Source organism: Achromobacter sp. ESBL13 (assembly GCF_036668755.1).
In the GTDB taxonomy this organism is placed as follows: Bacteria; Pseudomonadota; Gammaproteobacteria; order Burkholderiales; family Burkholderiaceae_B; genus Achromobacter.
In genome coordinates this window covers 157079-182965 of the sequence record NZ_JAZEVT010000002.1, presented here as the reverse complement: position 1 = coordinate 182965, position 25887 = coordinate 157079, and the positions used below count along the sequence as shown (strand labels likewise).

General features: G+C 64.4%; 23 protein-coding genes. 8 read left to right on the top strand and 15 right to left on the bottom strand.

Going from position 1 to position 25887, the window contains the following annotated elements; translation table 11 throughout:
• Nucleotides 1-51: 51 nt before the first annotated feature.
• Nucleotides 52-786: an SPOR domain-containing protein gene (locus V6F88_RS09570; RefSeq protein ID WP_332609140.1), complete on the bottom strand. Its 735-nt coding sequence runs from the start codon at nucleotides 784-786 to the stop codon at nucleotides 52-54.
• Nucleotides 787-795: 9 nt separating this feature from the next.
• Complete coding sequence (gene argS, locus V6F88_RS09565) at nucleotides 796-2481, bottom strand: arginine--tRNA ligase (RefSeq protein WP_332609139.1); 1686 nt, start codon at nucleotides 2479-2481, stop codon at nucleotides 796-798.
• A 304-nt stretch (nucleotides 2482-2785) separates the two neighbouring features.
• Here argS and V6F88_RS09560 point away from each other — a divergent pair, with 304 nt between their 5' ends.
• Together V6F88_RS09560 and V6F88_RS09555 are read left to right on the top strand one after the other, a co-directional pair.
• Nucleotides 2786-3127: a DUF1840 domain-containing protein gene (locus V6F88_RS09560; protein ID WP_332609137.1), complete on the top strand. Its 342-nt coding sequence runs from the start codon at nucleotides 2786-2788 to the stop codon at nucleotides 3125-3127.
• 79 nt (nucleotides 3128-3206) lie between these two features.
• On the top strand, nucleotides 3207-3524 hold the full coding sequence (locus V6F88_RS09555; RefSeq protein WP_046803941.1) for a hypothetical protein: 318 nt from the start codon (nucleotides 3207-3209) through the stop codon (nucleotides 3522-3524).
• Between the two features lie 99 nt (nucleotides 3525-3623).
• On the opposite strand, the gene V6F88_RS09550 is transcribed toward V6F88_RS09555, so the two are convergent.
• The 6 genes from V6F88_RS09550 to V6F88_RS09525 all read right to left on the bottom strand — a co-directional run bounded on the left by V6F88_RS09550 (nucleotide 3624) and on the right by V6F88_RS09525 (nucleotide 9675).
• The gene (locus V6F88_RS09550; protein WP_332609135.1) at nucleotides 3624-4424 is read right to left on the bottom strand and encodes a carbohydrate ABC transporter permease; all 801 of its coding nucleotides are present in this window, start codon (nucleotides 4422-4424) and stop codon (nucleotides 3624-3626) included.
• Entirely contained in the window at nucleotides 4421-5296 is an 876-nt protein-coding gene (locus V6F88_RS09545) for a carbohydrate ABC transporter permease (RefSeq protein WP_332609134.1), read from the bottom strand. The genes V6F88_RS09550 and V6F88_RS09545 overlap by 4 nt, the downstream gene beginning before the upstream one ends.
• Before the next feature lie 13 nt (nucleotides 5297-5309).
• Nucleotides 5310-6605: an ABC transporter substrate-binding protein gene (locus V6F88_RS09540; RefSeq protein WP_332609133.1), complete on the bottom strand. Its 1296-nt coding sequence runs from the start codon at nucleotides 6603-6605 to the stop codon at nucleotides 5310-5312.
• A 34-nt stretch (nucleotides 6606-6639) separates the two neighbouring features.
• On the bottom strand, nucleotides 6640-7695 hold the full coding sequence (locus V6F88_RS09535) for an ABC transporter ATP-binding protein (RefSeq protein WP_332609132.1): 1056 nt from the start codon (nucleotides 7693-7695) through the stop codon (nucleotides 6640-6642).
• 137 nt (nucleotides 7696-7832) lie between these two features.
• Nucleotides 7833-8630, bottom strand: a complete 798-nt coding sequence (locus tag V6F88_RS09530; RefSeq protein ID WP_332609131.1) for a phosphodiesterase — start codon at nucleotides 8628-8630, stop codon at nucleotides 7833-7835.
• 31 nt (nucleotides 8631-8661) lie between these two features.
• A complete protein-coding gene (locus V6F88_RS09525; RefSeq protein ID WP_332609130.1) occupies nucleotides 8662-9675 on the bottom strand; it encodes a substrate-binding domain-containing protein in 1014 nt (337 codons plus the stop codon).
• Between the two features lie 320 nt (nucleotides 9676-9995).
• On the opposite strand from V6F88_RS09525, the gene V6F88_RS09520 reads away from it, so the two are divergent.
• A complete protein-coding gene (locus tag V6F88_RS09520; protein WP_332609129.1) occupies nucleotides 9996-11324 on the top strand; it encodes an amidase in 1329 nt (442 codons plus the stop codon).
• A gap of 165 nt (nucleotides 11325-11489) precedes the next feature.
• On the opposite strand, the gene leuA is transcribed toward V6F88_RS09520, so the two are convergent.
• The 3 genes from leuA to V6F88_RS09505 form a co-directional block, all read right to left on the bottom strand.
• Entirely contained in the window at nucleotides 11490-13202 is a 1713-nt protein-coding gene (gene leuA / locus V6F88_RS09515; protein ID WP_332609128.1) for a 2-isopropylmalate synthase, read from the bottom strand.
• Between the two features lie 491 nt (nucleotides 13203-13693).
• Nucleotides 13694-14671: a tripartite tricarboxylate transporter substrate binding protein gene (locus V6F88_RS09510; RefSeq protein ID WP_332609126.1), complete on the bottom strand. Its 978-nt coding sequence runs from the start codon at nucleotides 14669-14671 to the stop codon at nucleotides 13694-13696.
• A gap of 193 nt (nucleotides 14672-14864) precedes the next feature.
• Nucleotides 14865-15509, bottom strand: a complete 645-nt coding sequence (locus V6F88_RS09505) for a hypothetical protein (protein ID WP_332609125.1) — start codon at nucleotides 15507-15509, stop codon at nucleotides 14865-14867.
• A gap of 16 nt (nucleotides 15510-15525) precedes the next feature.
• Between V6F88_RS09505 and rpoN the strand changes: the two genes are divergently transcribed.
• The 4 genes from rpoN to bfr all read left to right on the top strand — a co-directional run bounded on the left by rpoN (nucleotide 15526) and on the right by bfr (nucleotide 19274).
• Nucleotides 15526-16953 carry an RNA polymerase factor sigma-54 gene (gene rpoN / locus V6F88_RS09500; protein WP_442880268.1) on the top strand — a complete coding sequence of 476 codons (1428 nt, stop codon included), beginning with the start codon at nucleotides 15526-15528 and terminating at the stop codon, nucleotides 16951-16953.
• A 121-nt stretch (nucleotides 16954-17074) separates the two neighbouring features.
• On the top strand, nucleotides 17075-17356 hold the full coding sequence (locus V6F88_RS09495; protein ID WP_006216781.1) for a (2Fe-2S)-binding protein: 282 nt from the start codon (nucleotides 17075-17077) through the stop codon (nucleotides 17354-17356).
• A 154-nt stretch (nucleotides 17357-17510) separates the two neighbouring features.
• On the top strand, nucleotides 17511-18419 hold the full coding sequence (locus V6F88_RS09490; RefSeq protein ID WP_442880267.1) for a DMT family transporter: 909 nt from the start codon (nucleotides 17511-17513) through the stop codon (nucleotides 18417-18419).
• A 378-nt stretch (nucleotides 18420-18797) separates the two neighbouring features.
• Entirely contained in the window at nucleotides 18798-19274 is a 477-nt protein-coding gene (gene bfr, locus V6F88_RS09485) for a bacterioferritin (RefSeq protein WP_332609122.1), read from the top strand.
• A 97-nt stretch (nucleotides 19275-19371) separates the two neighbouring features.
• On the opposite strand, the gene V6F88_RS09480 is transcribed toward bfr, so the two are convergent.
• The 4 genes from V6F88_RS09480 to V6F88_RS09465 form a co-directional block, all read right to left on the bottom strand.
• Nucleotides 19372-20058 carry a hypothetical protein gene (locus V6F88_RS09480; protein WP_104144683.1) on the bottom strand — a complete coding sequence of 229 codons (687 nt, stop codon included), beginning with the start codon at nucleotides 20056-20058 and terminating at the stop codon, nucleotides 19372-19374.
• Nucleotides 20059-20082: 24 nt separating this feature from the next.
• On the bottom strand, nucleotides 20083-21690 hold the full coding sequence (locus V6F88_RS09475) for a peptide chain release factor 3 (RefSeq protein ID WP_332609121.1): 1608 nt from the start codon (nucleotides 21688-21690) through the stop codon (nucleotides 20083-20085).
• Nucleotides 21691-21802: 112 nt separating this feature from the next.
• On the bottom strand, nucleotides 21803-22432 hold the full coding sequence (locus V6F88_RS09470) for a LysE family translocator (RefSeq protein WP_332609120.1): 630 nt from the start codon (nucleotides 22430-22432) through the stop codon (nucleotides 21803-21805).
• Nucleotides 22433-22489: 57 nt separating this feature from the next.
• Entirely contained in the window at nucleotides 22490-24016 is a 1527-nt protein-coding gene (locus tag V6F88_RS09465; RefSeq protein WP_332609119.1) for a DEAD/DEAH box helicase, read from the bottom strand.
• 305 nt (nucleotides 24017-24321) lie between these two features.
• On the opposite strand from V6F88_RS09465, the gene V6F88_RS09460 reads away from it, so the two are divergent.
• Entirely contained in the window at nucleotides 24322-25794 is a 1473-nt protein-coding gene (locus V6F88_RS09460; RefSeq protein WP_332609117.1) for a YdgA family protein, read from the top strand.
• The last annotated feature ends 93 nt before the right edge of the window (nucleotides 25795-25887 follow it).

The following is a 25887-nucleotide window of genomic DNA, read 5'->3' as shown; positions in this document are numbered from 1 at the left end:
AGACAGGCCCAGGGCCGGATTAGTTCAATGAAAAAATGGCGCCGCATTGCGCTACTGGCGCACCACGGCGGTCTCGATCTTGTTTTCGCCCAGGCGGCCACGCGCCCGGTTCATGTCGTCCAGCCGCGCAAACGGGCCGACACGCACGCGGTTCAGCGGCTTGCCGTTCACTTCGGCCTTCTGCACGGCAACCGGCAAGCCCAGCAGAATAATGCGGGCCTTGAGCGATTCCGCGTCGTTCTCGCCCCGGAATGCGCCGGCTTGCAGGTAGTACGTGCCGGTTGCGGCCGGCGCGGCGGCCTTGGCGGCAGGAGCCGGCGTGGGCGCTGGTGCGGGCTTGGACAAAGGCGTGGGGGCGGTGCCGGGGGCGCTGGCCGCGGGAGCGGCAGCTTGCGGCTTGGCGGTGGACGGCAGCGTGGCGATCAGGGCGCCCAGGTCGTCCAGCCGGGACGGGGTCTCATCAGGCTTGGACGCGGTGCCCGAGCCCGTGCCGGCGCCCGGCAGCGGCGCCGGAGCGGTGGCGGTGGGACCGGTGGGCGGCGCGCCCGCCGCGCCGTCGCGGCCGTACAGGCCCGCGTTAGGGTCCGGCGCCTGACGCGGGTCGGGCAGCTTGCCGGGGTCGCCCTGACGGGTGGCCCGGTCCACGAACGGGATCGGGGCCTTGGTGACGTAGAAGGCCACGACGGCGGCCACGATCAGACCGATGAGCAGGCCGGCCAGCGCCCCGTAAAGGGTGCTGCCGCTTTCGCCAGAGGAACGGCGGGTGGTTTTGCGCTTTGTTGCCATGAACCGATGTTACATCCGCTCGGGCGCGGAAACGCCCATCAGCTCCAGGCCGTTGGCCAGGACCTGACGCGTGGTGGCGGCCAGGCGCAGGCGCGCCAGCTTCAGGGGCACGTCGTCCACCAGCACGCGCTCGGCGCTGTACCAGGCGTGGAAGTCCGAGGCGCAATCGCGCAGCCAGAAAGCGATGTGGTGCGGCGACAAATCTTGCGCGGCCAGTGCCACCACGTTGGGGAATTCGGCCAGGCGTTGCATCAGCGCGAATTCGGACGGCGCGGTCAGCAAGGACGTATCGGCAGCGGCCACGTCGGCAGCGGGCATGCCGGCGTTGTTGATCATCGTGCAGATGCGGGCGTGCGCGTACTGGATGTAATAGACCGGGTTTTCGTCGCTTTTCGACAAGGCCAGGTCCACGTCAAATACAAATTCGGTGTCGGCGCGGCGCTGGATCAGGAAGTAGCGCACGGCGTCGCGGCCAACCCAATCGATCAGGTCGCGCATGGTGACGTAGCTGCCGGCGCGCTTGGAGATCTTGACCTCTTCGCCGCCGCGCATCACCTTGACCATCTTGTGCAGCACGTACGACGGGTAGTCCTTGGGGATGCCCTCTTCCAGCGCCTGCAAGCCGGCGCGCACGCGGGCCACGGTGCCGTGGTGGTCGCTGCCCTGGATGTTCACGGCGCGATGAAAGCCGCGTTCCCATTTGGCCTTGTGATACGCCACGTCCGGCACGAAGTAGGTGTAGCCGCCTTCGCTTTTGCGCATGACGCGGTCTTTGTCGTCGCCCGTGCCCAGTTCGGTGGTGCGCAGCCACAGCGCGCCGCCTTCTTCGTAGGTATGACCGCCGGCAACCAGCGCCTTGACGGTGGCTTCGACGCGGCCCGACGTGTACAGCGAGCTTTCCAGGTAGTAGTTGTCGAACGCCAGGCCGAACGCCTGCAGGTCCAGGTCTTGTTCGCGGCGCAGGTACGCCACGGCGAAGACGCGGATGTCGTCCAGGTTGTCGATATTGCCGGTGGCGGTGACGGGTTCGCCGTCGGAGGGCTGGATGGTCTTGCCGGCCTGGAAGTCGCGCGCGATGTCGGCGATGTAGTCGCCCTTGTAGCCGTCTTCCGGCCAGTCAGGAGATTCTGTGGTGAGGCCACGGGCGCGCGCCTGCACGCTGATGGCCAGGTTGTGGATCTGGTTGCCGGCGTCGTTGTAGTAGAACTCGCGGGTGACGTCCCAGCCGATGGCGTCGTACAGGCGGCACAGGGCGTCGCCCAGCGCGGCTTGGCGCGCGTGGCCCACGTGCAGCGGGCCGGTGGGGTTGGCCGACACGAATTCAACCAGGATCTTCTCGCCGCTGCGCGGAGCGCGGCCGAAACTTGCGCCCTGCTCGGCCACGGCGGCGATGACGGCCTGGCGCGCGGCGGCGGTGATACGCAGGTTGATGAAGCCGGGGCCGGCGATTTCAGCGCTGTCGACCAGATCTCGGGCGCCGGGGGCGGCCATCAGCGCCTCCACGATGGCCTGGGCCAGTTCGCGCGGGTTGCGGCGGGCCGGCTTGGCCAGCTGCATGGCCACGTTGGTGGCGACGTCGCCGTGCGCGGCAACCTTGGGGCGCTCAAGCAGCACATTGGCCTGGGCGTCGGGAAGGCTCTGCGCAACGGCGGCCTGGATCAGGGAGATAAGCTGTTTTTGTTGCTCGGGGAGCATGGGCGTCTGAAGAAGTTCTGGGTGAGTGACCAAGGCGGGGATCAAACGGACGGTGTCCGGGCCGGCAGTGTCACGGGAATCATCCGGAATGATAGTTGATTTGGCGGCCCAACCGGGCGGATCGGGCAGGCAAACCGTCCGGCAAGCGTTCGGGCAGCGGGCGGAACTCTGAACAAAATCAAACGCCTAGACGGTGGCGCGCGTGCCCGGTGTCCAGGCCGTGTCGCGCGTGCGAGGGCGCCAGTTGGCATCGCTGGGGCGTTGCGGTAGTGTATGTAACGTATTCAATAAGGGAGACCGCAATATGCTGATTACCTTTCACTCCAAGGTCGTGGCCGAGGTCCTGATGCTGTCCGACCACGCCGGTCCCATTCTGCAGGCAGCGGGCAAACCCATCGGCGACAAGATCCCCGAACGCGGTGTTTTCACGGTGGAGCAACTGGGCCCCGCCATCGACGGCATCGAAAGCGCGATCGCGGATGCCGAGCCGCCGCTTGACGACGAAGACGACGAAGACAAGGCGCCCCGCGCCGCCATGGCGCGCACGGTAGGTTTGAAGGAACGCGCGTTTCCGTTGCTGGACATGCTGCGGCAGTCCCAGGCCGCGGGCGTTGAAGTCACTTGGGAAGCCTCGCGCGGGTGGTAGGCAATGTCGCCGGGCGGACAATCCGACCGGCGTCTTTTGCCTTACGCTTGCCGCCTGACGCCCTTTCAAGGAAACCCTTATGCGCAGCGACATCACCATTGTTTTCGACCCCCGCCGGTCGCTGGACCTGACCGCCACGGTTGAACCGTCCCCGCAACGCCAAAGCGACGCGCGCGATTGGTTTGACGGCGCCTGGGAAACCCTGGGCTGCGAACCTTTGCGGCCCAGCGGCAAAGTGCTGTTGCTGGACAAGGTGCTGGGCGTGGCCGATGCCTTGGGCTACGACACCCTGTCCACCGACACGAAGGAAGCCCGCGAGTTCGCGGAGCACCTGGCGCTGGCGTTAGAGCGCCCGCGCATCACGGTGGACCTGCCGGGGCTGACCGTCGGCTACTGACGGCACTGCGGCGGCCAGCGCCCAAAAAGCAAATCCCCGCTCAAGGCGGGGATTTTTTTCGGGTGCGCGGCATCAGCCCCACTGGGCACAGGCCACAGGCTACCGGATCCCCGCCCGCATGAACGACTGCACGAATTGCCGTTGGAACAGCAGGAAGGCAATCAGCAACGGCGCCGCCGACATCAGCGTGGCGGCGGTAATGACCGACCAGTCGATGCCCTGGTCCGTGGACGAGAACACCTGCAAGCCCACCGTCAGCGGCCGGGATTCCACCGAATTCGTGATGATGAGCGGCCACAGGAAGTTGTTCCAGTGGTGGCTGACCGACACCAGCCCGTACGCCACGTAGATCGGTTTGGCCAGCGGCACATACACCTTCCACAGGATCTGCATCGGACCCGCGCCTTCCATGCGCGCCGCTTCTTCCAGTTCGCGCGGCACCGTCTTGAAGGTCTGGCGCAGCAGGAAGATGCCGAACGCCGACGCGAAATACGGCAGGCCGATGGCGAACACGGTGTCCCGGATGCCCAGCTGGCTCATGGAGCGGTAGTTCTCCACCAGCAGCACGTCGGGCATGATCATCAGCTGTAGCAGCACCAGCATGAAGACGAAGTCGCGGCCCCGGAATTCAAAGCGCGCGAAGGCGTATCCGGCCAGTGTCGACAGCACCAACTGCGCCGCCAGCACCATCGTGACCAGCAGGAACGTGTTCAGGAAGTAGCGCGGAAACGGCGCCGCGTGCCAGGCACGCACGAAGTTATCCAGCGTCAACGGCGCGAACAGCTCGAAGCGGGTTGCATAGGCGGGCGGGTGGAAAGCCGCCCACATCGCGTAGGCCAGCGGCAGGATCCACAACAGGCCAAGCGCCCAGGCGCCCAGGGTATCTAGCTTGTCTTTCATTGATAGTGCGTCCTGCGATCCAGCCAGCGGAACTTGAACAGCGCGGTCAGCGCCAGTACCACCAGCAACACGACGGTCAGCGTGGCGGCGTAAGCCGTGTCCCAGAAACTGAAACCCACCTGGTAGATGTAGTACAGCAGCAAGGTGCTGGCGTTGTCCGGGCCACCGCGCGTCATGACCACCACATGGTCCACCAGGCGGAACGCGTTGATCAGCGCATTGATCAGCACGAACAGCGTGGTGGGCATCAACAGCGGCCACAGAATGCGGCGGAAATACTGCCAGCGCGAGGCGCCTTCCAGCATGGCCGCCTCGCGCAGCGACGGCGATACCGTCTGCAAGGCGGCCAGGTAGAAGATCATGAAGAAGCCGGCTTCTTTCCACACCGTGACCAGCATCAGCGCGGGCAAGGCGGTTTCGCGGTTGCCCAGCCAGTTCGGGCCGGGCGAACCGAACCACCCCATCACCTGCGCGATCAGCCCGTACTGCGGCGTGTAGAAGAACAGCCAGATGTTGGCCACCGCCACCATCGGCAGTACCGTGGGCGTGAAGTACGCCATGCGTAAAAAGCCGCGACCGCTCAGGTTGCGGTTCACCCACAGCGCCATGATCAGCGCAATGCCGATGGACGTGGGGATCGTGCCCAGCGCAAACCACAGGTTGTTCCACAGCGACTGCCAGAACACCGGGTCGTCACGCATGACGGCGTAGTTTTCCAGGCCCACGAAACGCGCCGGACGCGCGCCCTTGGGCGTGGAGAAAAAGCTGTGCCAAAGCGTCGCCACCGCCGGGTAATGCGTGAAGGCGGCGAGCAGCACGATGGCTGGCAGCAACAGCAGCCAGCCATAAAGCGCATGTAAAGAGCGGCTCATCGTGCTTGTCGGTCTATTTGTAGGAACGCAGGATGCGGTCGGCCTCGCGCTGTGCGTCGGTCAGCGCCTGCTGCGGCGTCTTCGAGCCCGTCAACGCCGCTTGCAGAGCGTCGTTCAGGGTCTTGGTGACGCGCTGGTTTTCATGCGTGGAAAATTCCGCCACGCTGACTTCCAGCTGGTCGCGCGCGACCGCGGCGGCCGGCACTTCCTGCGCGTACTTCTTCATCTTCTCGGTTTGCCAGGCCGCCGGCGTCACGGCGACGTAGCCGGTGGCGATGCTCCAGTCGGCCGCGCGTTCGGGCGTGGTGACCCACTGCGCGAACTTGAGCGCGGCCTGCTGCTGCGCCGGGGTGCCGCTCTTGAAGATATAGAAGTTGCCGCCGCCCGTCGGGCTGCCGCCGCGCTTTTGCTGCGGCATCATCGCCACGCCGAACGGGAAGTCGGCGTTCTTGCGGATGTTGGTCAGGTTGCCGGTGGTGGTCCAGACCATGGCCGCCTTCTTTTCCAGGAAGTCCTTGGGCGTGGTGCCCCAGTCGATGGTGCCGGTGGGCATGATCTTGTGCTTGGCCGACAGGTCGCGCCAGAACTGCGCGGCTTCCACCACCGCCGGCTTGTCCAGGTAGACCTCGTTGCCGGCTTCGTTCATCAGGATCGCGCCGTTCGGCGTGGTCAGCGCCTGGAACAGCCAGTACGCAAACGCGCCGCCCGACGGGATCTCGATGCCCCACTGCGTGGTGTTGCCCGAGGCGTCCTGCTTGGTCAGCTTCTTGCCGTAATCGACCAGCTCGGCCCAGGTTGCGGGCGCGCGTTCGGGGTCCAGGCCCGCTGCCTTGAACAGGTCCTTGTTGTAGTACATCACGATGGTCGAACGCTGGAACGGCACGCCCCAGGTGTGGCCGCCCGTGCGGCTGTTCTGCATGAAGGCGTCGTAGAAGCTGCCCAGCCACTTTTTGTCGGCGTCGCTTTTCGCCAGCGAATCGATCGGCACGATGGCGTCTTCATCGATCAGCGTGAACATGTCGGTGGACAGCAGCACGGCCAGTTGCGGCGGCGTGCCGCCCTTGAGCGCCGTCAGCGCCTTGGCGATCGAATCCTGATACGAGCCGGCGTAGATCGGCTTGATCTTGATGTCGGGATTTTCCTTTTGGAAGTCCGCGACCATGTCGTCGACGATCTTGGTGATCGGGCCGCCGACGGCGACCGGGTAATAGAACTCAACTTCGACGGGTTTGTTTTGCGCCTGTGCCGGCAGGGACAGGCAAGCGGCGGCCAGGCTGGCGGCCAGGGTCTTCAGTACGATGCGTCGCATGGTGGCGTTTCCTTTCCTGTGCAATGGGCGTCTTCTAGCGCCCGACGGTGTTGATCACCGCCGAATCGGCGGCAAAGAAATGCTGTTGCCCGTCCTGCCAGGACAGGTTCAGGGCTTCGCCGGCGCGGGCGCGCAAGTGGCCGCCCACTCGCACGGCCACACCGCTGGTGTCGCCGACCCGGCACACCACGATGGAGTCCGCGCCGAAGTATTCGACGCTTTCCACCACGGCCGGTATGCCGGTGCTGTCGATGCGGATATGTTCCGGACGCACGCCCAGCTTGACGGCGCCGGCCGGCGCGTTCGCAATCACGGGCCCTTGCGTGCCGGCGATGACGGCGGCGCCGTTCGCGGCGGCAAGCCCGATCAGGTTCATGGGCGGCGTGCCGATGAAACGCGCGGCAAACTCGGTGGCCGGCCTTGCATACAGGCCGTCGGGCGTGTCGTGTTGTTCGATCTGACCGCCGCGCAGCAGCACCACCTGGTCGGCCATGCTCATCGCCTCGGTCTGGTCGTGCGTGACGTACACCATCGTGATGCCCAGGTCCTGCTGCAAGGCGCGGATCTCACGGCGCATCTCGTGGCGCAACTGCGCATCGAGGTTGGACAGCGGTTCGTCCATCAGGCACACCGGCGCTTCGGATATCACCGCGCGCCCCAGCGCCACGCGCTGCTGCTGGCCGCCCGACAATTGCGAGGGCTTGCGGTCCAGCAGATGCTCCAGGCCCAGCAGACCGGCCACGCGCTGCAAGCGGCGGTCGAAGTCGCGCGCGGGTTCCTTGCGGACCTTCAGCCCGAACAGGATGTTCTCGCGCACCGACAAATGCGGGAACAGCGCGTATGACTGGAACACCATGGATATGCGGCGCTTGGCCGGCGGCAGTTGCGTAACGTCGCGATCGCCGATGCGGATGGTGCCCGATGTGGGCGTGTCCAGCCCGGCGATCATGCGCAGGGTGGTCGACTTGCCGCAGCCGGATGGGCCCAGCAGCACCGTAAAGCTGCCCGCCGGCACCGTGAAGCTCACGCCGTGGATGGCGGCGGCGCCGCCGTACTGTTTGGTGAGGTTATCCAGAACGATGGATGACATGCTGTCTCGACGATCTAATTGTTAGATCCGCATTGTTGCCTGTTATGAAAACCTTTTCATTGTGCAGCGCAAACATGACGGATTCGTGGCAAGCCAAACGGCTTCAAACAACGCTGCGCGCCCCTTTGGCGCAGCGCTCAGGCAAACGGATACGGGCCGGGATATTCCCCAAGCACCGCGTGGTGCGTCACCAGGTTCGTGCCTTGCCACCAATGCAGCTGGTAGCCCGGCGGTTCCATGATGTACTGCAACGTGGGACGCGGCCCCAGCTCCAGCGCTAACTGGTGCGCGGTGCCAGGGCAGGTAGACGCGATCGTGCCGCCGAAGCGCTGGAAGATGGTGCGGTGCAAATGGCCGCACAGCACCCGCTCTACATGGGGAAAGCGCGACACCACGCGTTCAAGCTCCGGTGCGCCGGCCAACAGGCCGATGGCGTCCATGTGTTCAATGCCGGTCAGAAATGGCGGGTGGTGCATCAACACCAGCGTCGGTCGGTCCGGCTGTTCGGCCAGGCGCGCGGCCAGCCAGTCCAGGCGGTCCTGGCAGAGTTCGCCATGGCTTTTCATCGGCACCACCGTGTCCAGCGCCAGCAGGCGCAGCGGATAGGTTTCGATGGCGTACTGGATGAACGGGCCGCCGCCTTGCAGGTAATCGTGGTCAGGAAAGGCTGCGCGCAATTGGGCGCGGTCGTCATGGTTGCCGGGCAGCAGGAAGTACGGAATCTCCAGCGCTTGCAGGTGGTCGCGCAGCACCTGGTATTCGTGCGGGCGGCCCAGGTCGGTCAGGTCGCCCGTGATCAGTACGCAGTCGGGTCGCGGCGCCAGCGCATTCAGCGCGCGCACGGCGGGCGCCAGGAATGCGGCGGGGTCGATGATGCCGTAGGCCTTGTCGCCCGGGGTGCGCATGTGCAGGTCGGTGATTTGGGCAATGAGCATGATGCGTGCGGTTGTCGGAATTGAAGTGGGGTCAGCGGCGTACGGACGCTGCGGTACCGCCCACCACGATGCAATGCGGCAGGCGATTCGATTGGGCCGGTTGGCCATGGATCTGCGCTAGCAGGTTCGAGCACGCCGTCTGGCCGATGCCGTCGCTGGGTTGTGCAACGGTGGTCAGCGGGGGCGTCAACAAGGCGCCGAACCGCATGCCGTCAAAGCCGCACACCGAAATGTCGGTGGGCACGCGCAAGCCCAGCGCCACCAGGTCGGCGATGACGGCGGTGGCCAGCAAGTCATTCGAGCAGAACAGCGCGGTAGGCGCTTGTTTACCGCGCAATGCGGCTTTAAGCACGTCGGCGTCGCTGCCGGTGTGCGAGCTCATCGCGATGTGCTGCACGGTGTCCAGATCCAGCTTCTTGGCGCAGGCGCGGGCGCCGGTCAAGCGGCGGCGGGCGCGGTCGGAGGCGGTCAGCGGGCCAGTCACCAGCGCGATGCGGCGGTGCCCCAGCGCGGCCAGGTGCGCCACCATGTCGCTGGCGGCCGCGCGGTTGTCCACCGACGCGAACGGGTGTGTGGATGACTCGTTATAGACCAGCACATAAGGCATGCCGGCGCTGTCCAGATCGTCCAGCGTGGCGCTTTTGTTGACGTCGGCCACGGTCAGGATCAAGCCGTCGACCTGATGGTCGATCAGGCCCTGGACGGCGGCGGATTCAACGGCGGGGTCATACCCGGTGGCGGTCAGCATGACGCTGTAGCCGGATTCGCGCGCACGGCGCTCGGCGCCTTCAAAGCACTCGGCGAACACGGGATTGGACAGCGTGGGCAAGATCAACCCGATGGTGCGGGTGCTGCCGGAACGCAGGCTGCGGCCAACGCGGTTTGGCCTGAACCCCGCGCGCTTGGCCACGTTGCGGATGTGCGCCAACGTGTCGGGATGGACGATCTCGGGTTGGTTGAACGCGCGCGAAACCGTGGCCGGCGATACGCCTGCCTTGCGGGCCACTTCGATGATGGAAAAGCGGGGCGACGGGCGCGTAGCCATACCGGGGTTACTGTCGATTTGCTGAAAACGTTTTCATCTTACAAGACAAATATGACCTTTGTGTTGCACGGGTTTGCGCTATGCTGGTGTGAACGCAACAACATAAAGCCTAGGCGCGGCGCAGTCGTTTTACCCGGGAAAACACGGTGTTTTTGGTGTTTTTCCTAATTGACGCGGCGCGCACAATGGCAGGGATCGGTCCGCATTGCCCACGGCGCAACAACGCCGCCGGTAACGCAAGGGCAGACCCCTCGGTCAAGGGGACCGGGTGCGTAATCAGCTGCCACGCCTGGCGCGGCGCCGGTAAAGAGGAAAGGAAAATGTCTACTGCCTTAAACAGCCTTGGCGCGGTTCAAGCCGCGCGCAAGCTGCAACGGCGCGAGTTAACCGCGGTGCAATTGGTACGGGCCTGTTTTGCCCGTATCGAGCAGCGCGAAAATACCATCCACGCCTGGACCGCCCTGCAAAAGCAGGCGGCGCTGGACGTTGCGCAGGCTTTGGACGATGGCCCTTTGCAAGGGCCGCTGCATGGCCTGCCGATCGGCGTGAAAGACCTGTTCGACACCGTCGATCTTCCCACCCGCTACGGCTCGCCAATTTATGAACGCCACCGCCCCGGCCTGGACGCCGCCGCCGTGGCGCTTTGCCGTGGCGCGGGCGCTGTCGTGGTGGGCAAGACGGTCACGACTGAATTCGCTACCTATCAGGCCGGTCCCACGCGCAATCCGCGCAACGAGGCCTACACCCCCGGCGGCTCGTCCAGCGGGTCGGCCGCCGCGGTTGCGGATGACATGGTGCCCTTCGCATTGGGTTCGCAGACGGCGGGTTCGATCATCCGCCCCGCTTCCTATTGCGGCATCGTCGGCTTTAAGCCCACGTTTGGCGCCATTCCCCGCGCGGGCGTCAAAAGCCTGGCCGAATCGCTGGACACAGTGGGCGGGTTTGCACGATCGGTGCCTGATGTGGCCTTGTTTGCGTCGGTGATGATGCGCGATGCCCGCATGCAGGACCTGTCCTACGACGCTAAACCGCGCGTGGGCATGTGCCGCACCTTGCAGTGGCGGCACGCGCAGGCAGAAACGAAAGAAGCGTTCGCACAGGCGGCAGCCACCTTGTCGCGCGCGGGCGCTACCGTGAAAGAGGTGCCGCTGCCGTCGCAGGACTGCATGCTGGTGCAGTTGCACGCCGACATCATGGCGTACGAAGCGTCGCAGTCGCTGGCTTTCGAGCGCCTGCAACACGCCGGCCAACTCAGCCCGAAGATCCAGGCGGTGCTGGAAGCGGGCGCGCAGATTTCGGCCGAGCAACACATCAAGAACCTGGCGCGCGCCGAAGAGTCGCGCATTCGGGTGAACAGCTGGTTTGACGACTACGACGTGTTGCTGGCGCCCAGCGCCGCCGGCGAGGCGCCGTTTGCAGACCTGGGCACCGGCGATCCGCAGTTCTCGCGGCCCTGGACGCTGTTCGGCCTGCCCTGCCTGAACCTGCCCTTTGCCACCGGCCCGCAAGGGTTGCCCGTGGGGTTGCAACTGATCGGCCAGCGCTATGACGACTACCGCACGCTGGCGATAGGCGCGTGGGTGCATGAGCGCCTGCTTGAGGCCAATGCGCCGGATGTCGGCGCGTCGGATATGTGGCCGCGAGGCTGAACGCGGCGCGCGTTCAACGTGTGACCACACGTCAAAAGCAGAAAGCCCGCCGATAAGGCGGGCTTTTTTTTTGCCGGTCGCGCCAGGAAGAGGTGTGTCCCTGGGTGTTGGCCAGCCCATGTTTCGGGCTGGCTTGGGGCGTTCAGTTCAGAAGGCGGGCGCGGATCACGCGGCCTCGGCGGCTTCCTGCTCGGCGGACGCCACGGCGCCCGCGTTGATGTGGCGGTTCACGGCGCTAAGGACTGCCTGGAACGAGGCCGTCACGATGTCGCGGTCGATGCCTACGCCAAAGCCCGTGGACGACTCGCCCACGCGCAGTTCGACATAGGACGCGGCGCGCGTGTCGGTGCCGGTGCCGATGGCGTGCTCGTGGTAGTCCATGATGCGCACCGGCACGTCCAGCGCGGCCACGAAGGCCGAGATGGCGCCATCGCCCTTGCCCGTTACGATGCGGCGTTCGCCGTTGTATTCGAGTTCGGCTTCGATGCTGAAATGCTGGCCTTCACCGGCCGACGGGTTGCCGTCGATGCGGTGGCGGATCAGCTTCCAGGGCGCCTTCTGTTCCAGGTATTCGCGGTTGAAGATGGTGTGCACGTCGTCGGCGGTGACTTCGCTGCCCGTCTCGTCCGTCACGCGCTGGATGGCGCGGCTGAATTCGATTTGCAGGCGGCGCGGCAAGACCAGGCCGTGTTCCTGCTCAAGCAGGTACGACACGCCGCCCTTGCCCGACTGGCTGTTCACGCGGATGACGGCGTCGTAGCTGCGGCCCAGGTCGGCCGGGTCGATCGGCAAGTACGGCACTTCCCAGACGGCGTCGGCCTGTTGCAGCGCGAAGCCCTTCTTGATGGCGTCCTGGTGCGATCCGGAGAACGCGGTGAAGACGAGATCGCCCGCATACGGATGGCGCGGATGCACCGGCAACTGGTTGCAGTATTCCGCGCAGCGGCGCACTTCGTCGATGTCGGAAAAGTCCAGGCCGGGATGCACGCCCTGCGTGTACAGGTTCAAGGCAAGCGTGACGAGGTCGACGTTGCCGGTGCGTTCGCCGCTGCCGAAGAGGCAGCCTTCGATGCGGTCGGCGCCGGCCATCACGGCAAATTCAGCGGCGGCCACGGCGGTGCCGCGATCATTGTGCGGGTGCACGCTAAGCACGATGCTGTCGCGGCGCGCCAGGTTCTTGTGCATCCATTCGATCTGGTCGGCGTACAGGTTGGGGCTGGTGGCCTCGATCGTGGCGGGCAGGTTCAGCACCATCTTGTGCTCGGGCGTGGGCTGCCAGACATCGGCCACGGCGTTGGACACTTCCAACGCGAATTCGGGCTCGGTGGTGCTGAAGACTTCGGGCGAATACTCGTAGCTCCATTTGGTTTCGGGGCGCTGCGAGGTGTATTGCTTGATAAGGCGCGTGCCGGTCGTGGCGATGCCCTTGATTTCGTCCTTGGACATGTTGAACACCACCTTGCGGAAGGCCGGTGCGCAAGCGTTGTACATGTGGACGATGGCTTGCTTGGCCCCCGCCGCGGCTTCCACCGTGCGGCTGATCAGGTCTTCACGCGACTGCGTCAACACGATGATGGTGACGTCGTCGGGGATGCGCTTTTCGTCGATGAGCTTGCGGACGAAATCAAAGTCGGTCTGCGACGCAGACGGGAAACCCACTTCGATTTCCTTGAAGCCGATCTTCACCAGTTGTTCAAAGAAGCGGAGCTTGCGCTCGACGCTCATGGGCTCGATCAACGCCTGGTTGCCGTCACGCAGGTCGGTGCTCATCCAGATGGGCGCCTTGGTGATGCGGCGGCTGGGCCACGTGCGTTCGGAGAAGTCGCGGGTGAACGGCGCGAAGGGGACGTATTTGGTGGCGGGGTTGGCAAGCATCATGACTACACCTCGATCGATCGGTTTCTTTTGAATCCCGTGAGCACTGAGTCTCGGCGGCGCTATGACCGGATGACGGTTTTGCGCGTGGGGTTGCCGTGATTAACCGGCAGGATTCACAACTAAAAGGGGGAAATCGCGTGTGGCAAACGTGGCTGCCGAGCTACCACGGGGACACTAGGCCCGGCAACCGATCGGTAGGTATAGCGATAGCGCGGCAGCGAAGAAGGAACGAGCGCGCAGGCCGGCGACCGGAGCGACGAAGCGTCCGGTGGCAATCGCGGGGAGGGTGCGGTGAGCGGCCATAGGGTGCTAGTCAAACATATTTTCTTTGCCAGCGCAAACGAAAACGTTGAAAAAAACGGGGGGCAGAGCGCGCTGCGATCTTTGATCGAAAGTGGCGCGGGCCGAAAAATCCGGCCCGCGCCGCACGTCGCGCGCCCACCTCCGTTGCCGCATTGCGCGGCGGGGCCGGGCCGGCCGCGGGCATGCGACTACTGCGTTTGCATGTGGCCGTTCTGCACGATCTTGCCCAGGCGTTCGCGTTCGCTGGCCGCGAATTCCACAAAGCTCGCGCGCGAGCCGCCACCGGGCTCGATGCTGCTCTGGCGCAAGGCGTCCTGCACTGCTTTGGTCTGGAGCGACTGCTCGACCGCCGCGTTCATCTTGTCCAACACGTTTGCCGGCGTGCCGGCGGGCGCGTACAAGCCCGCCCAGTGTCCGATGCGCACGGCGGGAAAGCCCGCTTCGGCCGTGGTGGGGATATCCGGCGCGCTGGCCATGCGCTTATCCCACGTGGTGGCCAGCGCCTTCAACTTGCCGCTTTGGATCAGCGGCAACGTCACGATGCTGGCTTCCGACGTGGCGTCGACCTGGTTGCCGATTACCGCCGTCACGCCTTCCGAGCCGCTTTTGTAGGCGATGGGCTCGATGGGCAGGCCCGTGGCCTCCTTGACCATTTCCGCCACGAAATGCGGCGTGCTGCCGTTGCCGGCGGTGGAAAAGGTGATGCGGTCGGTCTTGGCCTTCTTGGCGCGCTCGACGAAGTCCTTCAAGTCCTTCGCCGGGTTGGACGGGTTGGCCACGATCACCGAGGGCGTGATGGTCAACAGCGCCACGGGCGTCAGCTCGTCGTCCTTGTAGGGCTGGTCCGAGCGGATCAGGCTGTTGGTGACGGTGCCGTTGCTGCCCACCAGATAGGTGTAGCCATCCGCCGCGCTGCGAGCGACATGCGCGGCGCCCACGACGCCGCCGGCGCCGGGTCGGTTTTCCACAATGACGGACTGCTTCAGCGTCGTGCCCACTGCCTTGGCGATGATGCGGGCGACCAGGTCATTGGCGCCGCCCGCGCTGAATGGCGCGACGAAGGTGATGGGTTTGTCGGGCCATTCGGCCATGGCGGGGGTAGCGGCAAACGCGGCCGAGCAGGCCACGAGCAAACCGGCGGCATACCGGACGGGGGGGCGGAACATGGTTGTCTCTCCAGGGGCCGGCCGCGCATCGGCAGGTCTGGGCTGCCGTTATGGTTTTGCTGGGTCTGTTGCGCGGCCCGCGGTTGCGCGAGCCTGGATGCGCCAGTATAGAAGGCGGAGCTGGCGCCGGACTGAAACAAAAAAGGCCGCCTGGGCGGCGGCCTGTGTGGCAATGAAAAGGTCTGGCGCGGCGTTAGCGGGCCGGGCCGATGCGGGGTTCAACGTAGCGGTCGGTGCGAGTTTCGCCCCGGACTTCGGTGCGGGGGGCCCGGCGGCCGTCATCGCGCGGGTCGCGCGAGGGCGGGATGGCCGTGCCTTCCAAAATCTGCGCCTGTTCGGCCACCATGGCGATCTTGCCGCTGCGATTGTGGCGAATTTCAGACAGTGCGCGTCGCAAGTCGCCTACAGTGAAGGGCTCTTGGCGGTCGCCCCAGGTCCAGCGCAGCACGCCCAACGATTCTTCGGACAAGTTTGGCGCCAGATCGGCCAGTGTATCCGTGCCCACCGGCGTTGCCGCGCCCGAGGCCAGGCTGGCCGCAAACCAGGCACGGACCGAAAAGAAAACGATCAGCGTCCAGATGCCGGCAACGACCCACCAGATATAGGGATTGACCTTCTGCGCCATATCCTGGGTCGGCTGGCCCAGGGTATGCAGGAAGTCATAGTTCATGCGTTTGCCGAAATCCAGTATCCACGAGGCAACGAGATACCAAAGGACGACGGCGACGGCGATGACTATCGCGCGCACAACGATTCGGGGTAGCGCCAGTTTGAGCAGGGTCTGGCCGATAAGTCGGCTGTCCTGGCGAACGCTTGCGGGCGAAGTCAGATTCATCATGCAAAATATTGTACCTATGACCCGTCCAATTTTAGAACTGCGACCTGGCCAGCACCTGACGCTGACCCCTCAATTGCAGCAATCGATACGATTGTTGCAGTTGTCCACGCTCGACCTGGAAGCCGAGATCTCGCAAGTGCTTGCGGACAATCCCCTGCTGGAACGGGAAGACGACACCCCCGCCGCCGAGGCCCAAGCCGAATCCGAACGCGAATCCTCGGTGGACGACGACACTCCCGCAGCGGAGCGCGATGCGCCCGTCGAAGAAATGCCCGGTTCGGGCGGCGTGTATTCGGATGATGACTCCGGGCTGCCCGAGGCGGCGCGCCCGGACACGTTGCGCGAACACCTGCTGGGTCAGTTGATGCTGACGCGAGCGGCCCCGCGCGATGCCGCCCTGGCGGCCCTGCTGATTGATGAGCTGGATGAAAACGGCTACCTGGGCTCGCCGCTTGAGGAAATCCTGACCTGGCTGCCGCCCGAAGTGGAGCCCGATCTGGACGAGCTGCGGGCGGCGCTGTCGCTGCTGCAATCGTTCGACCCGGTTGGCATCGGCGCGCGCGACATGGCCGATTGCCTGGTGTTGCAATTGCGCCACCCTGACCTTGCGCGTTTGCCCGAAGCGGCCGATGCGGCCGTCCTGGCCTGCGCCCGCGAGATCTGTGCGCGCCATCTGCCCTTGCTGGCCACCGGTAACGCTGCGCGCCTGTGCGCCGCCGTGGGCTGCGACGAGGCGATTTTCCGCGCGGCCCACACCCTGATCCTGCGGCTGGAGCCCCGTCCCGGCCGCGCGTGGACCGTGCCGGCGGCCGACTACGCCGTGCCCGACGTCATCGTGCGCAAGGCGCGGCGCGGCTGGCAGGTCACGCTGAACAGCGCCGCCGTTCCCAGGCTGCAAATCAACGGGCTGTATGCGCAGATGCTGGGCAATCAAAAGGAATCCGCACACGCGGGCCTGCAAACCCAGTTGCAGCAAGCCAAATGGATGATTCGCAATGTCGAGCAGCGCTTCGACACGATCCTGCGGGTGGCGCAGGCCATTGTCGAACGCCAGACGGCGTTTTTCAGCCAGGGGCCATCGGCCATGCGTCCGCTTATCCTGAAGGACATCGCGGGCGAACTCGGGCTGCATGAATCCACCATTTCGCGCGCCACAACGCAGAAGTACATGCTTACTCCGTTCGGCACGCTGGAGCTCAAGCGTTTCTTCGGGACGGGGGTGTCCACGGACGGCGGTGACGCCACGTCGGCCACGGCGGTGCAGACTTTCATCCGCCAGATGGTGGCGGAAGAGAACCGGGCCAAGCCTTTGTCTGACAGCCAGATCATGCAGAAACTGGCCGATCAGGGGATAGTCATCGCCCGTCGGACGGTGGCAAAGTACCGCGAAGCGCTGCGTATTGCCCCCGCTACGCTGCGCAAGGCGCAAGCCTCGGCGCGTTGAAATAGGGGACGAATCTTTGAGGATTCGTCCTTTGTTTCAAGGGCTTGCGTGACAATTGCGCTACAAATTTTTTTGCGGTCAGGGCTTGTCATCCGCCGAATAATTTTCGATAATCATTCGCATGTACATTTGCGTATGTAATGCCATCACCGAACGCCAAGTCCGCGCCAGCGTGGACGGTGGCGCGACGACGCTGTCCGACCTGCAATTCGAGCTGGGCGTGGCCACGTGCTGCGGCTGCTGCGCGGCAACCGCCGCCGAATACCTGCCGGGCGGCCGCTGCTCCAGCGTGTGCGACGTTCGCTCCATCGCCGTTCCGGTCAATGCGCCCGCTACCCTGGTTGAATCGGGTTCGGCTGCCAACAACAGCAGCTTCCCGATTCCGCTGGTCGCCGCCGGCTAACGCATTGCCGTCCCCTCCGGCTCGCTGAGTTCTTCGGCGGGCCGCGCTGCTTTCCGGACGCAGCCATTTCCAAAATATTTGTCAACGCACCAGGGCGCGAGCAGAATGCTTGATCCCTGCGCCATGCGTGGCGTGCCGTTCTCTTGGACTCCCGATGAAGGCCACGCCCGCCACCTGCCCCCCGAACGCTCCTGCCGCCTCGGGTATCAGTTGGATGCCGATCGCCGCGTTCTGCTTTCTGTGGAGTTCCGCCTTCGCGGCGGCCAAGATCGCGGTGCGCGATTGCCCCCCATTGACCCTGCTGACCATCCGCTTCCTGATTGCGGGCGCGTTGATGCTGGGCATTGCCGCCTTCAGCCGCCGGGGCAGGCCACTGCAAGCGCGCGACATCGCCTCCCTCATCCTGCTGGGTGTCTTGAACAATGCGTTGTACCTGGGGCTGAGCTGGTCCGGCATGACGACCGTGTCGTCCGCGTTTACCGCCGTGCTGATCAGCACCAACCCCTTGTTGATCGGTGTGCTGGCCGGCCCTGTCCTGGGCGAGCGGCTGACGTGGCGAAAGCTGCTGGGCCTATGCCTGGGGCTGGCCGGGGTGGCCGTGGTGCTGCGGTCACGCCTGACTGGCATGCAGGAAGACATGCACGGCACGTTGCTGGTCACGGGTGGCCTGGTGGCGCTGGTGGCCGGCACGCTGCTCTATAAGCGGCTCAAGCCGGCGGCAGGGCTATGGACGTCGACCGGCATCCAATCCCTGGCAGCGGCCGCCACGCTGCTGCCATTCGCCCTGATGAATGAAAACCTGGGCGATGCGCGCCTGACGGCGAGCCTGCTGGCCAGCATGGCCTACATGATCGTGGCCGTGTCGATGGGCGGCTACTACCTGTGGTTCATGATCCTGAGCCGGGCCACTGCCACGTCGGCCAGCGCGCTGCATTTCTTGATGCCGCCGCTTGGCCTGTTGTTTGGCTGGCTGGTGCTGCGCGAACCGGTATCGTGGCTGGATCTGTTGGGCATCGTGCCTATCGCCTTTGGGATCTGGTTGACGACGCGCAAAGCGGGCTGAATCGCGCATTAAGCAAAATAGCGCTAATAAGGTTGCGGATATGCAACCTAATGGCATCAGTGATATTTCGATGGAATATCGTCCGTCCAAGACGGGCTTATCGACGCCATTCAAGAAAAGTGCCATGCGAATGCGGTAGTTGACTCAGCGCTACGCCGCATAGGGGCTGCCTTGTGTGCGCAAAGCATCACGCACGCATACTCATTCTCATTGGCTTGTCGCTTTCTGGTAGCGGTCCTAAAGCCGTTTACCAAATGCGGCGCAAGGCTAGGCGCGCCCCTGCGGCAGGTGGTAGTCTGCCGGGGTTGCGTACGCGCGGCATCGTGCGCTCCTTTGTCGCGATGCACTCGCGTCGCGCCTGACTGCAAGGAGTCCATTATGAAAGGCGACAAAACCGTCATCCAGTTCTTGAACAAGCAACTGACCAACGAACTGACGGCCATCAACCAATATTTTCTGCATGCCCGCATGCTGAACCATTGGGGCTTCGACAAGCTGGGCAAGCACGAATACGAAGAATCCATCGGTGAAATGAAGCACGCGGATCGCCTGATCGCGCGCATCTTCATGCTGGACGGCCTGCCCAACCTGCAAGACCTGCACAAGCTGCTGATCGGTGAAGACGTGCCCGAGCTGCTTTCCTGTGACCTGAAGCTGGAACAAGCCGCACACGCCACCGTCGTGGAAGCCATCGCCTATTGCGAATCGGTGCGTGACTATGTCTCGCGCGATCTGTTCCAGGACATTCTGGACGACACCGAAGAGCACATCGATTATCTGGAAACCCAGATCGATCTGATCGACAAGGTTGGCATCCAGAATTACCTGCAAAGCCAGATGTCCGTGCCCGAGTAATCGGCCGGGCCGCCAGGCAATAAAAAGGCGCCCCTTGGGGCGCCTTTGTCATACCCGCGTCAATAAAGCGCAGCGTATGGACGGTTATGTGAGACCGTTATTGCGGGCGGGCCGGGCATTCGGCCATCGTGCCCCAGGCGCGGTTCGGCGCACAGTATTTGTTGCGCGCGTTCCACGAGCATGAAGGCCGTTCGAAGAAGCCTTGCGTGGCGCATTGCGCCAGTTCGCGCTTGAGCGCGTCTTGCCAGCCCGGAGCACCCGGCGCGGGCGACGTATTGGGCGGGGGCGGAGGCGCTTGCACCATCTGCGGCGTACCGTAGCCGTTGGCCTGCATCTGGCCGCCGTTGATGGCGGTGGACGTGCCGGGCACCTGCAAGTCCATGGTGGTGACGTCCGAGGTGCCGGAAGGCAGCGGCACTTCCGAGGCGGCCGCGATTTCGCGGGCTTGCTCGGGGGTGATGCGTTCACGCGAAAGCTTCACGGCGGGATCGCTGACGGTGTCGAACAGCGACACCGTATTGACCTGCCATTGGCGGTCGGCCGGCTTGTCGGGAACCCCCAGTGTGCCGTCGATGCGCGGCTGCGGCGGCTGCGCCACATAAGGGCGTCCGTTGGCGTCCAGAACGGGCTGCTGCGAAGCTGCCGCGTCCTGACCAGGAGCCGGTGCCGCGGGCGGCGCATGCGCCACCAGCCAGTCACCCAATTGAATACCGCCCCAGGCCGACGCGCCAAGCGCGATCAGGAGCGTTGCGAATAATAAACGCCAAGACATTGCTACCCTCATCTGCCGTGCGGAACCCGAACGGGTCTACGCCTTGTCCCCGAAAACCTTGCCGCCGTGTTCGCGCATGGCATGGAATTTCACCTCGGGATACAGGTCCTCGGCCACGCGCAACTGCGCAGGGGAACTGATCAAAAACGCCGCCGCATCGACGACATCATAGGCGATATGAGCCGCATTGGCATCCATGAACTTGCGCAGCGCCTTGGGGTTTTCAGACGTAATCCAACGTGCCATTGTGTAGCGCGAAGCCAGCATTCTGGCGTCCGCGCCGTACTCGGTTTTGAGGCGGTGAGCCACCACTTCAAACTGCAGCTGACCGATGGCGCCCAGCAGCAAAGAGCCGCCCGCGGCTTCGGGGCGGAACACCTGAATCGCGCCCTCTTCGCCCAGTTGGGTCAGGCCGGTACGCAGCTGTTTGGTGCGCAGCGGATCCTTCACTTCAACCGCCTGGAACAGCTCGGGCGCGAAGAACGGCAGGCCGGTGAATTGCAGCGTTTCGCCTTCGGTCAGCACGTCGCCCAATTGCAGCACGCCGTGGTTGGGGATACCGATCACGTCGCCGGCATACGCCTCGTCCAGAAGCTCGCGCCGTTGCGACAGGAAAGACACCACGTTGTTGGGGCGCATTTCTTTGTTGGTGCGGGCCACCTTCAAACGCATGCCCCGTTCAAAGCGGCCCGAGCTGACGCGCACGAATGCCACGCGGTCGCGGTGGGCAGGGTCCATGTTGGCCTGCACCTTGAACACGACACCGGTGAACTTGGGTTCTTCGGGCAGCACTTCGCGTTGCAGGGCGACGCGCGGGCCCGGGGGCGGCGCGTGGTCGACCAGCGCGTCCAGCACTTCCTGCACGCCAAAGTTGTTGATGGCGGACCCGAAGAACACGGGCGTCTGCTTGCCGGCCAGGAACTGGTCACGCTCGAACGCGGGCGCGGCTTCGTTGATGAGTTCGATCTCGCCGCTGGCCTGTTCGAACGCCGAGCCGAATCGGCGGGCGATTTCAGGATTGCTCAGCCCTTCGATCACGTCATCATTGTCCGAGCGGCGTTCCTGCCCGGGGCGGAACACGCGCATGCGGTCGCGGCGGATATCGAACACGCCGCCGAACGACTTGCCCATGCCCACCGGCCACGAAAACGGCACGGCGTCCATGCCCAGGTGGCCTTCGATCTCGGACAGCAATTCCAGCGGCTCGCGCACTTCGCGGTCCATCTTGTTGATGAACGTGATGATGGGCGTATTGCGCGCGCGGCAAACCTGCAGCAGGCGGATCGTCTGCGGCTCGACGCCATTGGCGGCATCGATGACCATCAGGGCGGCATCCACCGCCGTCAGCACCCGGTAGGTGTCTTCAGAGAAGTCCTGGTGGCCTGGGGTGTCAAGCAGGTTGATGACGCAGTCGCGGTATTCCATCTGCATGACCGACGAGGCCACGGAAATGCCGCGTTGCTTTTCGATTTCCATCCAGTCGGACGACGCATGGCGAGTGGCCTTGCGCGCCTTGACGCTGCCGGCGATCTGAATCGCGCCTGCGAACAGCAACAGCTTTTCGGTCAGCGTGGTCTTGCCCGCGTCAGGGTGGGAAATGATCGCGAACGTTCGGCGCCGCGCTACTTCGTGAGGGATGTTCATGGTCGGGGGATTGTACTTAACGCCGCTTTTGGAGCCGGCGCGGTACGGCATCGTGCATGAAAAAGCCGTGGGGCACCCGCCGTCGCCAGCGAGCGCCCCAAGGCCGGAAAATTCAGGAATGGCGGCGGAACGACGCCAGGAAAACGCCCGCCAGGATGAACAGCGACCCGAAGGTACGGTTCATCCAGCGGATGTGCTTGGCATCGCGCAGCAAGCGCAACACGCGGGCCGCCAGCAGCGTGTACACGCCCATGGCGACCAGATCGGTAAATGCCAGCGTGCCGGCCAGCGCCATGTATTGCGGCGTCAACGCCATCGCCGGGTCCACGAATTGCGGCACAACGGCCAGCAGGAACACGGTGCCCTTCGGATTCATGGTGTTGATCAGGAAACCGCGCATGACGAGATCGCGGATCGACGCCTGCTTCGGGTCGCCCGCGTCTACCGCCACGGGCGCGGCGTCAGTACGAAACTGCCGCACGCCCAGGTAGATCAGGTAGGCCACGCCCAGGTACTTGACCACATTGAAGGCCATTTCGGACGTGGCCAGCACGGCGCCCAAGCCTACGGCCACCACGACGAACTGGAACAGGATGCCCATGATGAGGCCGGCCGTGTTCCAGTAGCCGCGTGCAAAGCCGTATTTCAATCCAGAGGACATCGCGGAAATCGCGCCCGCCCCGGGTGAGAACGAAATGGCCCAGGAGGCCAGGAAGAACGTCAACCAGGTGGATAAGGGCATGATGGCGCGGGTCCTAGGATCGCAGTATGGGGGTGCCGGGATATTACTCGCTTGGCTTTACTTGCCCAGCAACGCCGCGCGCGGACGGCCCGAACCGCCGTTGCCCGCCGGGCGCTGTGCGTTCTCGGGACGGCGCGGGGCCTGCTGCGGACGGCCATCGCCACGGCCGGCATGCGTCGGACGGTCGGCGGGCTTGGCGTCACGCTGGCCACCATTGCCACGGCCTTCGCCGCCGGCGCGAGCCGGTGCGGGGGCACGGCCGCCGGTGGCGGCGCGAGCCTGGCCTTGGGCCGGGCGCGAACGGCCGGCGCCGGCGTTGCCGCCACGGCCGGCGTTACCGCCGTTGCCACCACGACCGCCATTGCGATTGCCACCGCGCGGGCTGCGCGCGTCTTCATCGCGTTCCTGGCGTTCGAAGGCGGCGGCGCTGGTGGGCGACGGGGTCCAGCCTTCAACGGGCTTGCGCTCGATCGTCTTCTTGATCAGGCGTTCGATGTCCTTCAGCAGCTTGATTTCGCTGTTGTCGACCAGCGAGACGGCAGCGCCCGTGGCGCCGGCGCGGCCCGTACGGCCGATACGGTGCACGTAGTCTTCGGGCACGTTCGGCAGTTCAAAGTTCACCACTTGCGGCAGTTGGTCGATGTCCAGGCCGCGGGCGGCGATGTCGGTCGCCACCAGCACCGTCACGGTGCTGTCCTTGAAGCCGGCCAGCGCGCGGGTGCGGGCCGATTGGCTCTTGTTGCCGTGAATGGCGGCGGCGGTCAGGCCGTCCTTGACCAGCTTTTCAGCCAGGCGGTTCGCGCCGTGCTTGGTGCGCGTGAACACCAGCACCTGGTGCCAGCCGCTTTCACGGATGATGTGGCTGATCAGGTCGCGCTTGTGATGCTGTTCCACCATGTGCACCGTCTGGGTGACCAGTTCGGTGGCGGTGTTGCGCGGGGTGACGGACACTTCGCCCGGGTTGTTCAGGACGCCGCGCGCCAGCGTGCGGATTTCATCCGAGAACGTGGCCGAGAACAGCAGGTTCTGGCGTTGCTTGGGCAGCAGGGCAAGGATCTTGCGGATGTCGCGGATGAAGCCCATGTCCAGCATGCGGTCGGCTTCGTCCAGCACCAGGATTTCAACGCCCGACAGGTCTACCGTCTTCTGGCCGCAGTGGTCCAGCAGGCGGCCCGGCGTTGCCACCAGAATGTCCAGCGGCTTGCGCAGCGCGGAAATCTGGGGGTTGATGTTGACGCCACCGAACATCACCATGGACGTCAGCGAGGTGTACTTGCCGTACGTCTGCACCGATTCGGCCACCTGCGCGGTCAGTTCGCGCGTCGGGGTCAGGATCAGGCAACGGGGGCGGCCGGGCTTGCGCGCTTCGGGCTTTTGCTGCATCAGCAGATGCAGGATGGGCAACGTGAAGCCGGCGGTCTTGCCGGTACCCGTCTGCGCGGCGGCGAGCAGGTCGCCGCCTTTCAAAACTTGGGGAATCGCCTGGGCTTGAATAGGCGTGGGTGCGGTGTAGCCGGTATCGGCAATGGCGCGCAACAGGGAATCAGCCAGCCCGAGGTCGGCGAAAGGGGAAGAGGTAGTCAAAACAACTCCAGCGGCAGCCCGTCGCTCAAGTTGAGAGACTCCAATCCAGGCGGACGAATAAGGAGAAAAGGGAAGCGCCCTGATGGGCGAAGCTTGGCAGCGAAGGGCCATAGCGGACGTGTGCAGATTGGCAAAGCACACTCGGCGATTGTAGCTGATGTGGCGGTGCAGCAGCGGACAGCATTCCACTGTGCTGTATCGCTAAGTAACAACTTGCAGCGCTTATGAACCAAATACGTGTTTTCCCTAGGGCGCTCTCCCTATAATCGCTGCGCATCTATCCATTTGAAGAATAAAGGGTCGCTATGAAGAAATCGGCAATCGTGGGCCTCGTGGTCGTTCTGGGCGCGGCGTGGACCGGCACCGCCTGGTACACGGGCCAAAAGGCCGAGGCTTTCGTCAACCAGTCCATTGGCGAGGCCAATGTTGAACTGAAGAAGTTCAGCGATCAGTGGGGCATCGCCTCCGCTGTGGAGCTGGTGTCGTTCGAGCGCGGTGTGTTTTCGTCCACCGCCCGCTACCGCGTGAAGTTCACCACGCCGGCCGAACAAGGCAAGCCCGCGCAAGATCGCGACGTGCTGTTTGTGGAACACCTGTCGCACGGCCCCCTGCCGCTGTCGAACCTGAAGTCCGGCTCGTTCGCGCCGGCCATGGTTGCCAGCGACTTTGTCATTGAAGAGACGCCGACCGTCAAGGAATGGTTCGCCGCCACCAAGGGCGCAACGCCGCTGTCGGGTCACTACAGCGTCAGCTACGCCAAGAACATCACCGGCAAGTTCAACCTGGCCCCCGCCGACGTCACCAAGGGCGACACCAGCCTGTCGTTCTCGGGCATGACGGGCAACGTCGACTACACGACGTCGAACAAGCACGGCGTCTTCGACCTGAAGACCGACAAGCTGGTGCTGTCCGGCCAGAGCGAAAACAGCGACATCGTCAGCATGGCCCTGCAAGGCATTTCGCTGACCAGCGACATGACGCCGGCGTCCAACGACATGTACGTGGGCAGCCAGAAGCTGACGCTCAAGGACTGGACCATCACGTCCAAGGAAAAGCCGCCGGTTCAGTTCAAGGACACGTCGATCGCCGTCGACATGACCGAGAACGGCCCCGCCATGGGCGCCAAGATGGCCCTGGACTTCGGCATGATCAACGTGCAAGCCAAGGACGTTGCCGGCCTGAAGCTGGCGCTGGACGTGCAGAAGCTGGACTCCAAGGCGTTCAAGGCGCTGAACGACGTCTACGAAGCCGCCTCGCGTCGCATGATGCAAAGCAACGGCCAGGAACAACTGCCGCAGTTCACCGCTGAAGAGCAGCAGGTCATCAAGACCAACGTGGCGCAGATTCTGGCGGGCAACCCCACGCTGGCCGTGTCGCCGCTTGAAGTGCGCACCGCCAACGGCACGTCCACGTTCAACCTGAACCTGGACTTTGCCAAGCCGGCCTCGATGGACGGCGAAGTGGCCGACACGCTGACCGAAGCCGTGAAAAAGCTGGATGCCAAGCTGGTGCTGTCCAAGGGCAACCTGAGCGACCTGATGGCCGTTGAACCGCAAATGCGTGGCGTGCCGGCCGAACAAGCCGTGCAAACCGCCAAGGGCCAGGCCGAAATGGTCGGCACCATGGCTGCCGCGATGGGCGTTGCCAAGGTCGAAAACAACAACATCGTCACCTACGTGAACTACGCCGACGGCCAAGTCGACTTCAACGGCAAGAAGATGCCGGTTGAACAGTTCCTGATGATGGTGATGAGCGGCGCGATGGGTGGCGCGCGCTAAGGCGCACACCACGAGCACACGACCCCGGTCGTTGCCAAAGTAAAAAAGCCGCCGCGCCGTTGGGCGCGGCGGCTTTTTGTTGTCGTATCCGTG

Excerpts from the sequence above, each read along its gene's own strand:
- V6F88_RS09510 (WP_332609126.1), bottom strand. The coding sequence starts at position 14,671 with ATGTTCCGCCCCCCCGTCCGGTATGCCGCCGGTTTGCTCGTGGCCTGC.
- V6F88_RS09560 (WP_332609137.1), top strand. The coding sequence starts at position 2,786 with ATGCTGATTACCTTTCACTCCAAGGTCGTGGCCGAGGTCCTGATGCTG.
- V6F88_RS09535 (WP_332609132.1), bottom strand. The coding sequence starts at position 7,695 with ATGTCATCCATCGTTCTGGATAACCTCACCAAACAGTACGGCGGCGCC.
- V6F88_RS09570 (WP_332609140.1), bottom strand. The coding sequence starts at position 786 with ATGGCAACAAAGCGCAAAACCACCCGCCGTTCCTCTGGCGAAAGCGGC.
- V6F88_RS09480 (WP_104144683.1), bottom strand. The coding sequence starts at position 20,058 with ATGAGGGTAGCAATGTCTTGGCGTTTATTATTCGCAACGCTCCTGATC.
- V6F88_RS09470 (WP_332609120.1), bottom strand. The coding sequence starts at position 22,432 with ATGCCCTTATCCACCTGGTTGACGTTCTTCCTGGCCTCCTGGGCCATT.
- V6F88_RS09490 (WP_442880267.1), top strand. The coding sequence starts at position 17,511 with ATGAAGGCCACGCCCGCCACCTGCCCCCCGAACGCTCCTGCCGCCTCG.
- V6F88_RS09495 (WP_006216781.1), top strand. The coding sequence starts at position 17,075 with ATGTACATTTGCGTATGTAATGCCATCACCGAACGCCAAGTCCGCGCC.
- V6F88_RS09475 (WP_332609121.1), bottom strand. The coding sequence starts at position 21,690 with ATGAACATCCCTCACGAAGTAGCGCGGCGCCGAACGTTCGCGATCATT.
- V6F88_RS09550 (WP_332609135.1), bottom strand. The coding sequence starts at position 4,424 with ATGAAAGACAAGCTAGATACCCTGGGCGCCTGGGCGCTTGGCCTGTTG.
- leuA (WP_332609128.1), bottom strand. The coding sequence starts at position 13,202 with ATGATGCTTGCCAACCCCGCCACCAAATACGTCCCCTTCGCGCCGTTC.
- V6F88_RS09525 (WP_332609130.1), bottom strand. The coding sequence starts at position 9,675 with ATGGCTACGCGCCCGTCGCCCCGCTTTTCCATCATCGAAGTGGCCCGC.
- V6F88_RS09545 (WP_332609134.1), bottom strand. The coding sequence starts at position 5,296 with ATGAGCCGCTCTTTACATGCGCTTTATGGCTGGCTGCTGTTGCTGCCA.
- bfr (WP_332609122.1), top strand. The coding sequence starts at position 18,798 with ATGAAAGGCGACAAAACCGTCATCCAGTTCTTGAACAAGCAACTGACC.
- V6F88_RS09530 (WP_332609131.1), bottom strand. The coding sequence starts at position 8,630 with ATGCTCATTGCCCAAATCACCGACCTGCACATGCGCACCCCGGGCGAC.
- V6F88_RS09540 (WP_332609133.1), bottom strand. The coding sequence starts at position 6,605 with ATGCGACGCATCGTACTGAAGACCCTGGCCGCCAGCCTGGCCGCCGCT.
- argS (WP_332609139.1), bottom strand. The coding sequence starts at position 2,481 with ATGCTCCCCGAGCAACAAAAACAGCTTATCTCCCTGATCCAGGCCGCC.
- V6F88_RS09505 (WP_332609125.1), bottom strand. The coding sequence starts at position 15,509 with ATGATGAATCTGACTTCGCCCGCAAGCGTTCGCCAGGACAGCCGACTT.
- V6F88_RS09460 (WP_332609117.1), top strand. The coding sequence starts at position 24,322 with ATGAAGAAATCGGCAATCGTGGGCCTCGTGGTCGTTCTGGGCGCGGCG.
- V6F88_RS09520 (WP_332609129.1), top strand. The coding sequence starts at position 9,996 with ATGTCTACTGCCTTAAACAGCCTTGGCGCGGTTCAAGCCGCGCGCAAG.
- rpoN (WP_442880268.1), top strand. The coding sequence starts at position 15,526 with ATGACCCGTCCAATTTTAGAACTGCGACCTGGCCAGCACCTGACGCTG.
- V6F88_RS09555 (WP_046803941.1), top strand. The coding sequence starts at position 3,207 with ATGCGCAGCGACATCACCATTGTTTTCGACCCCCGCCGGTCGCTGGAC.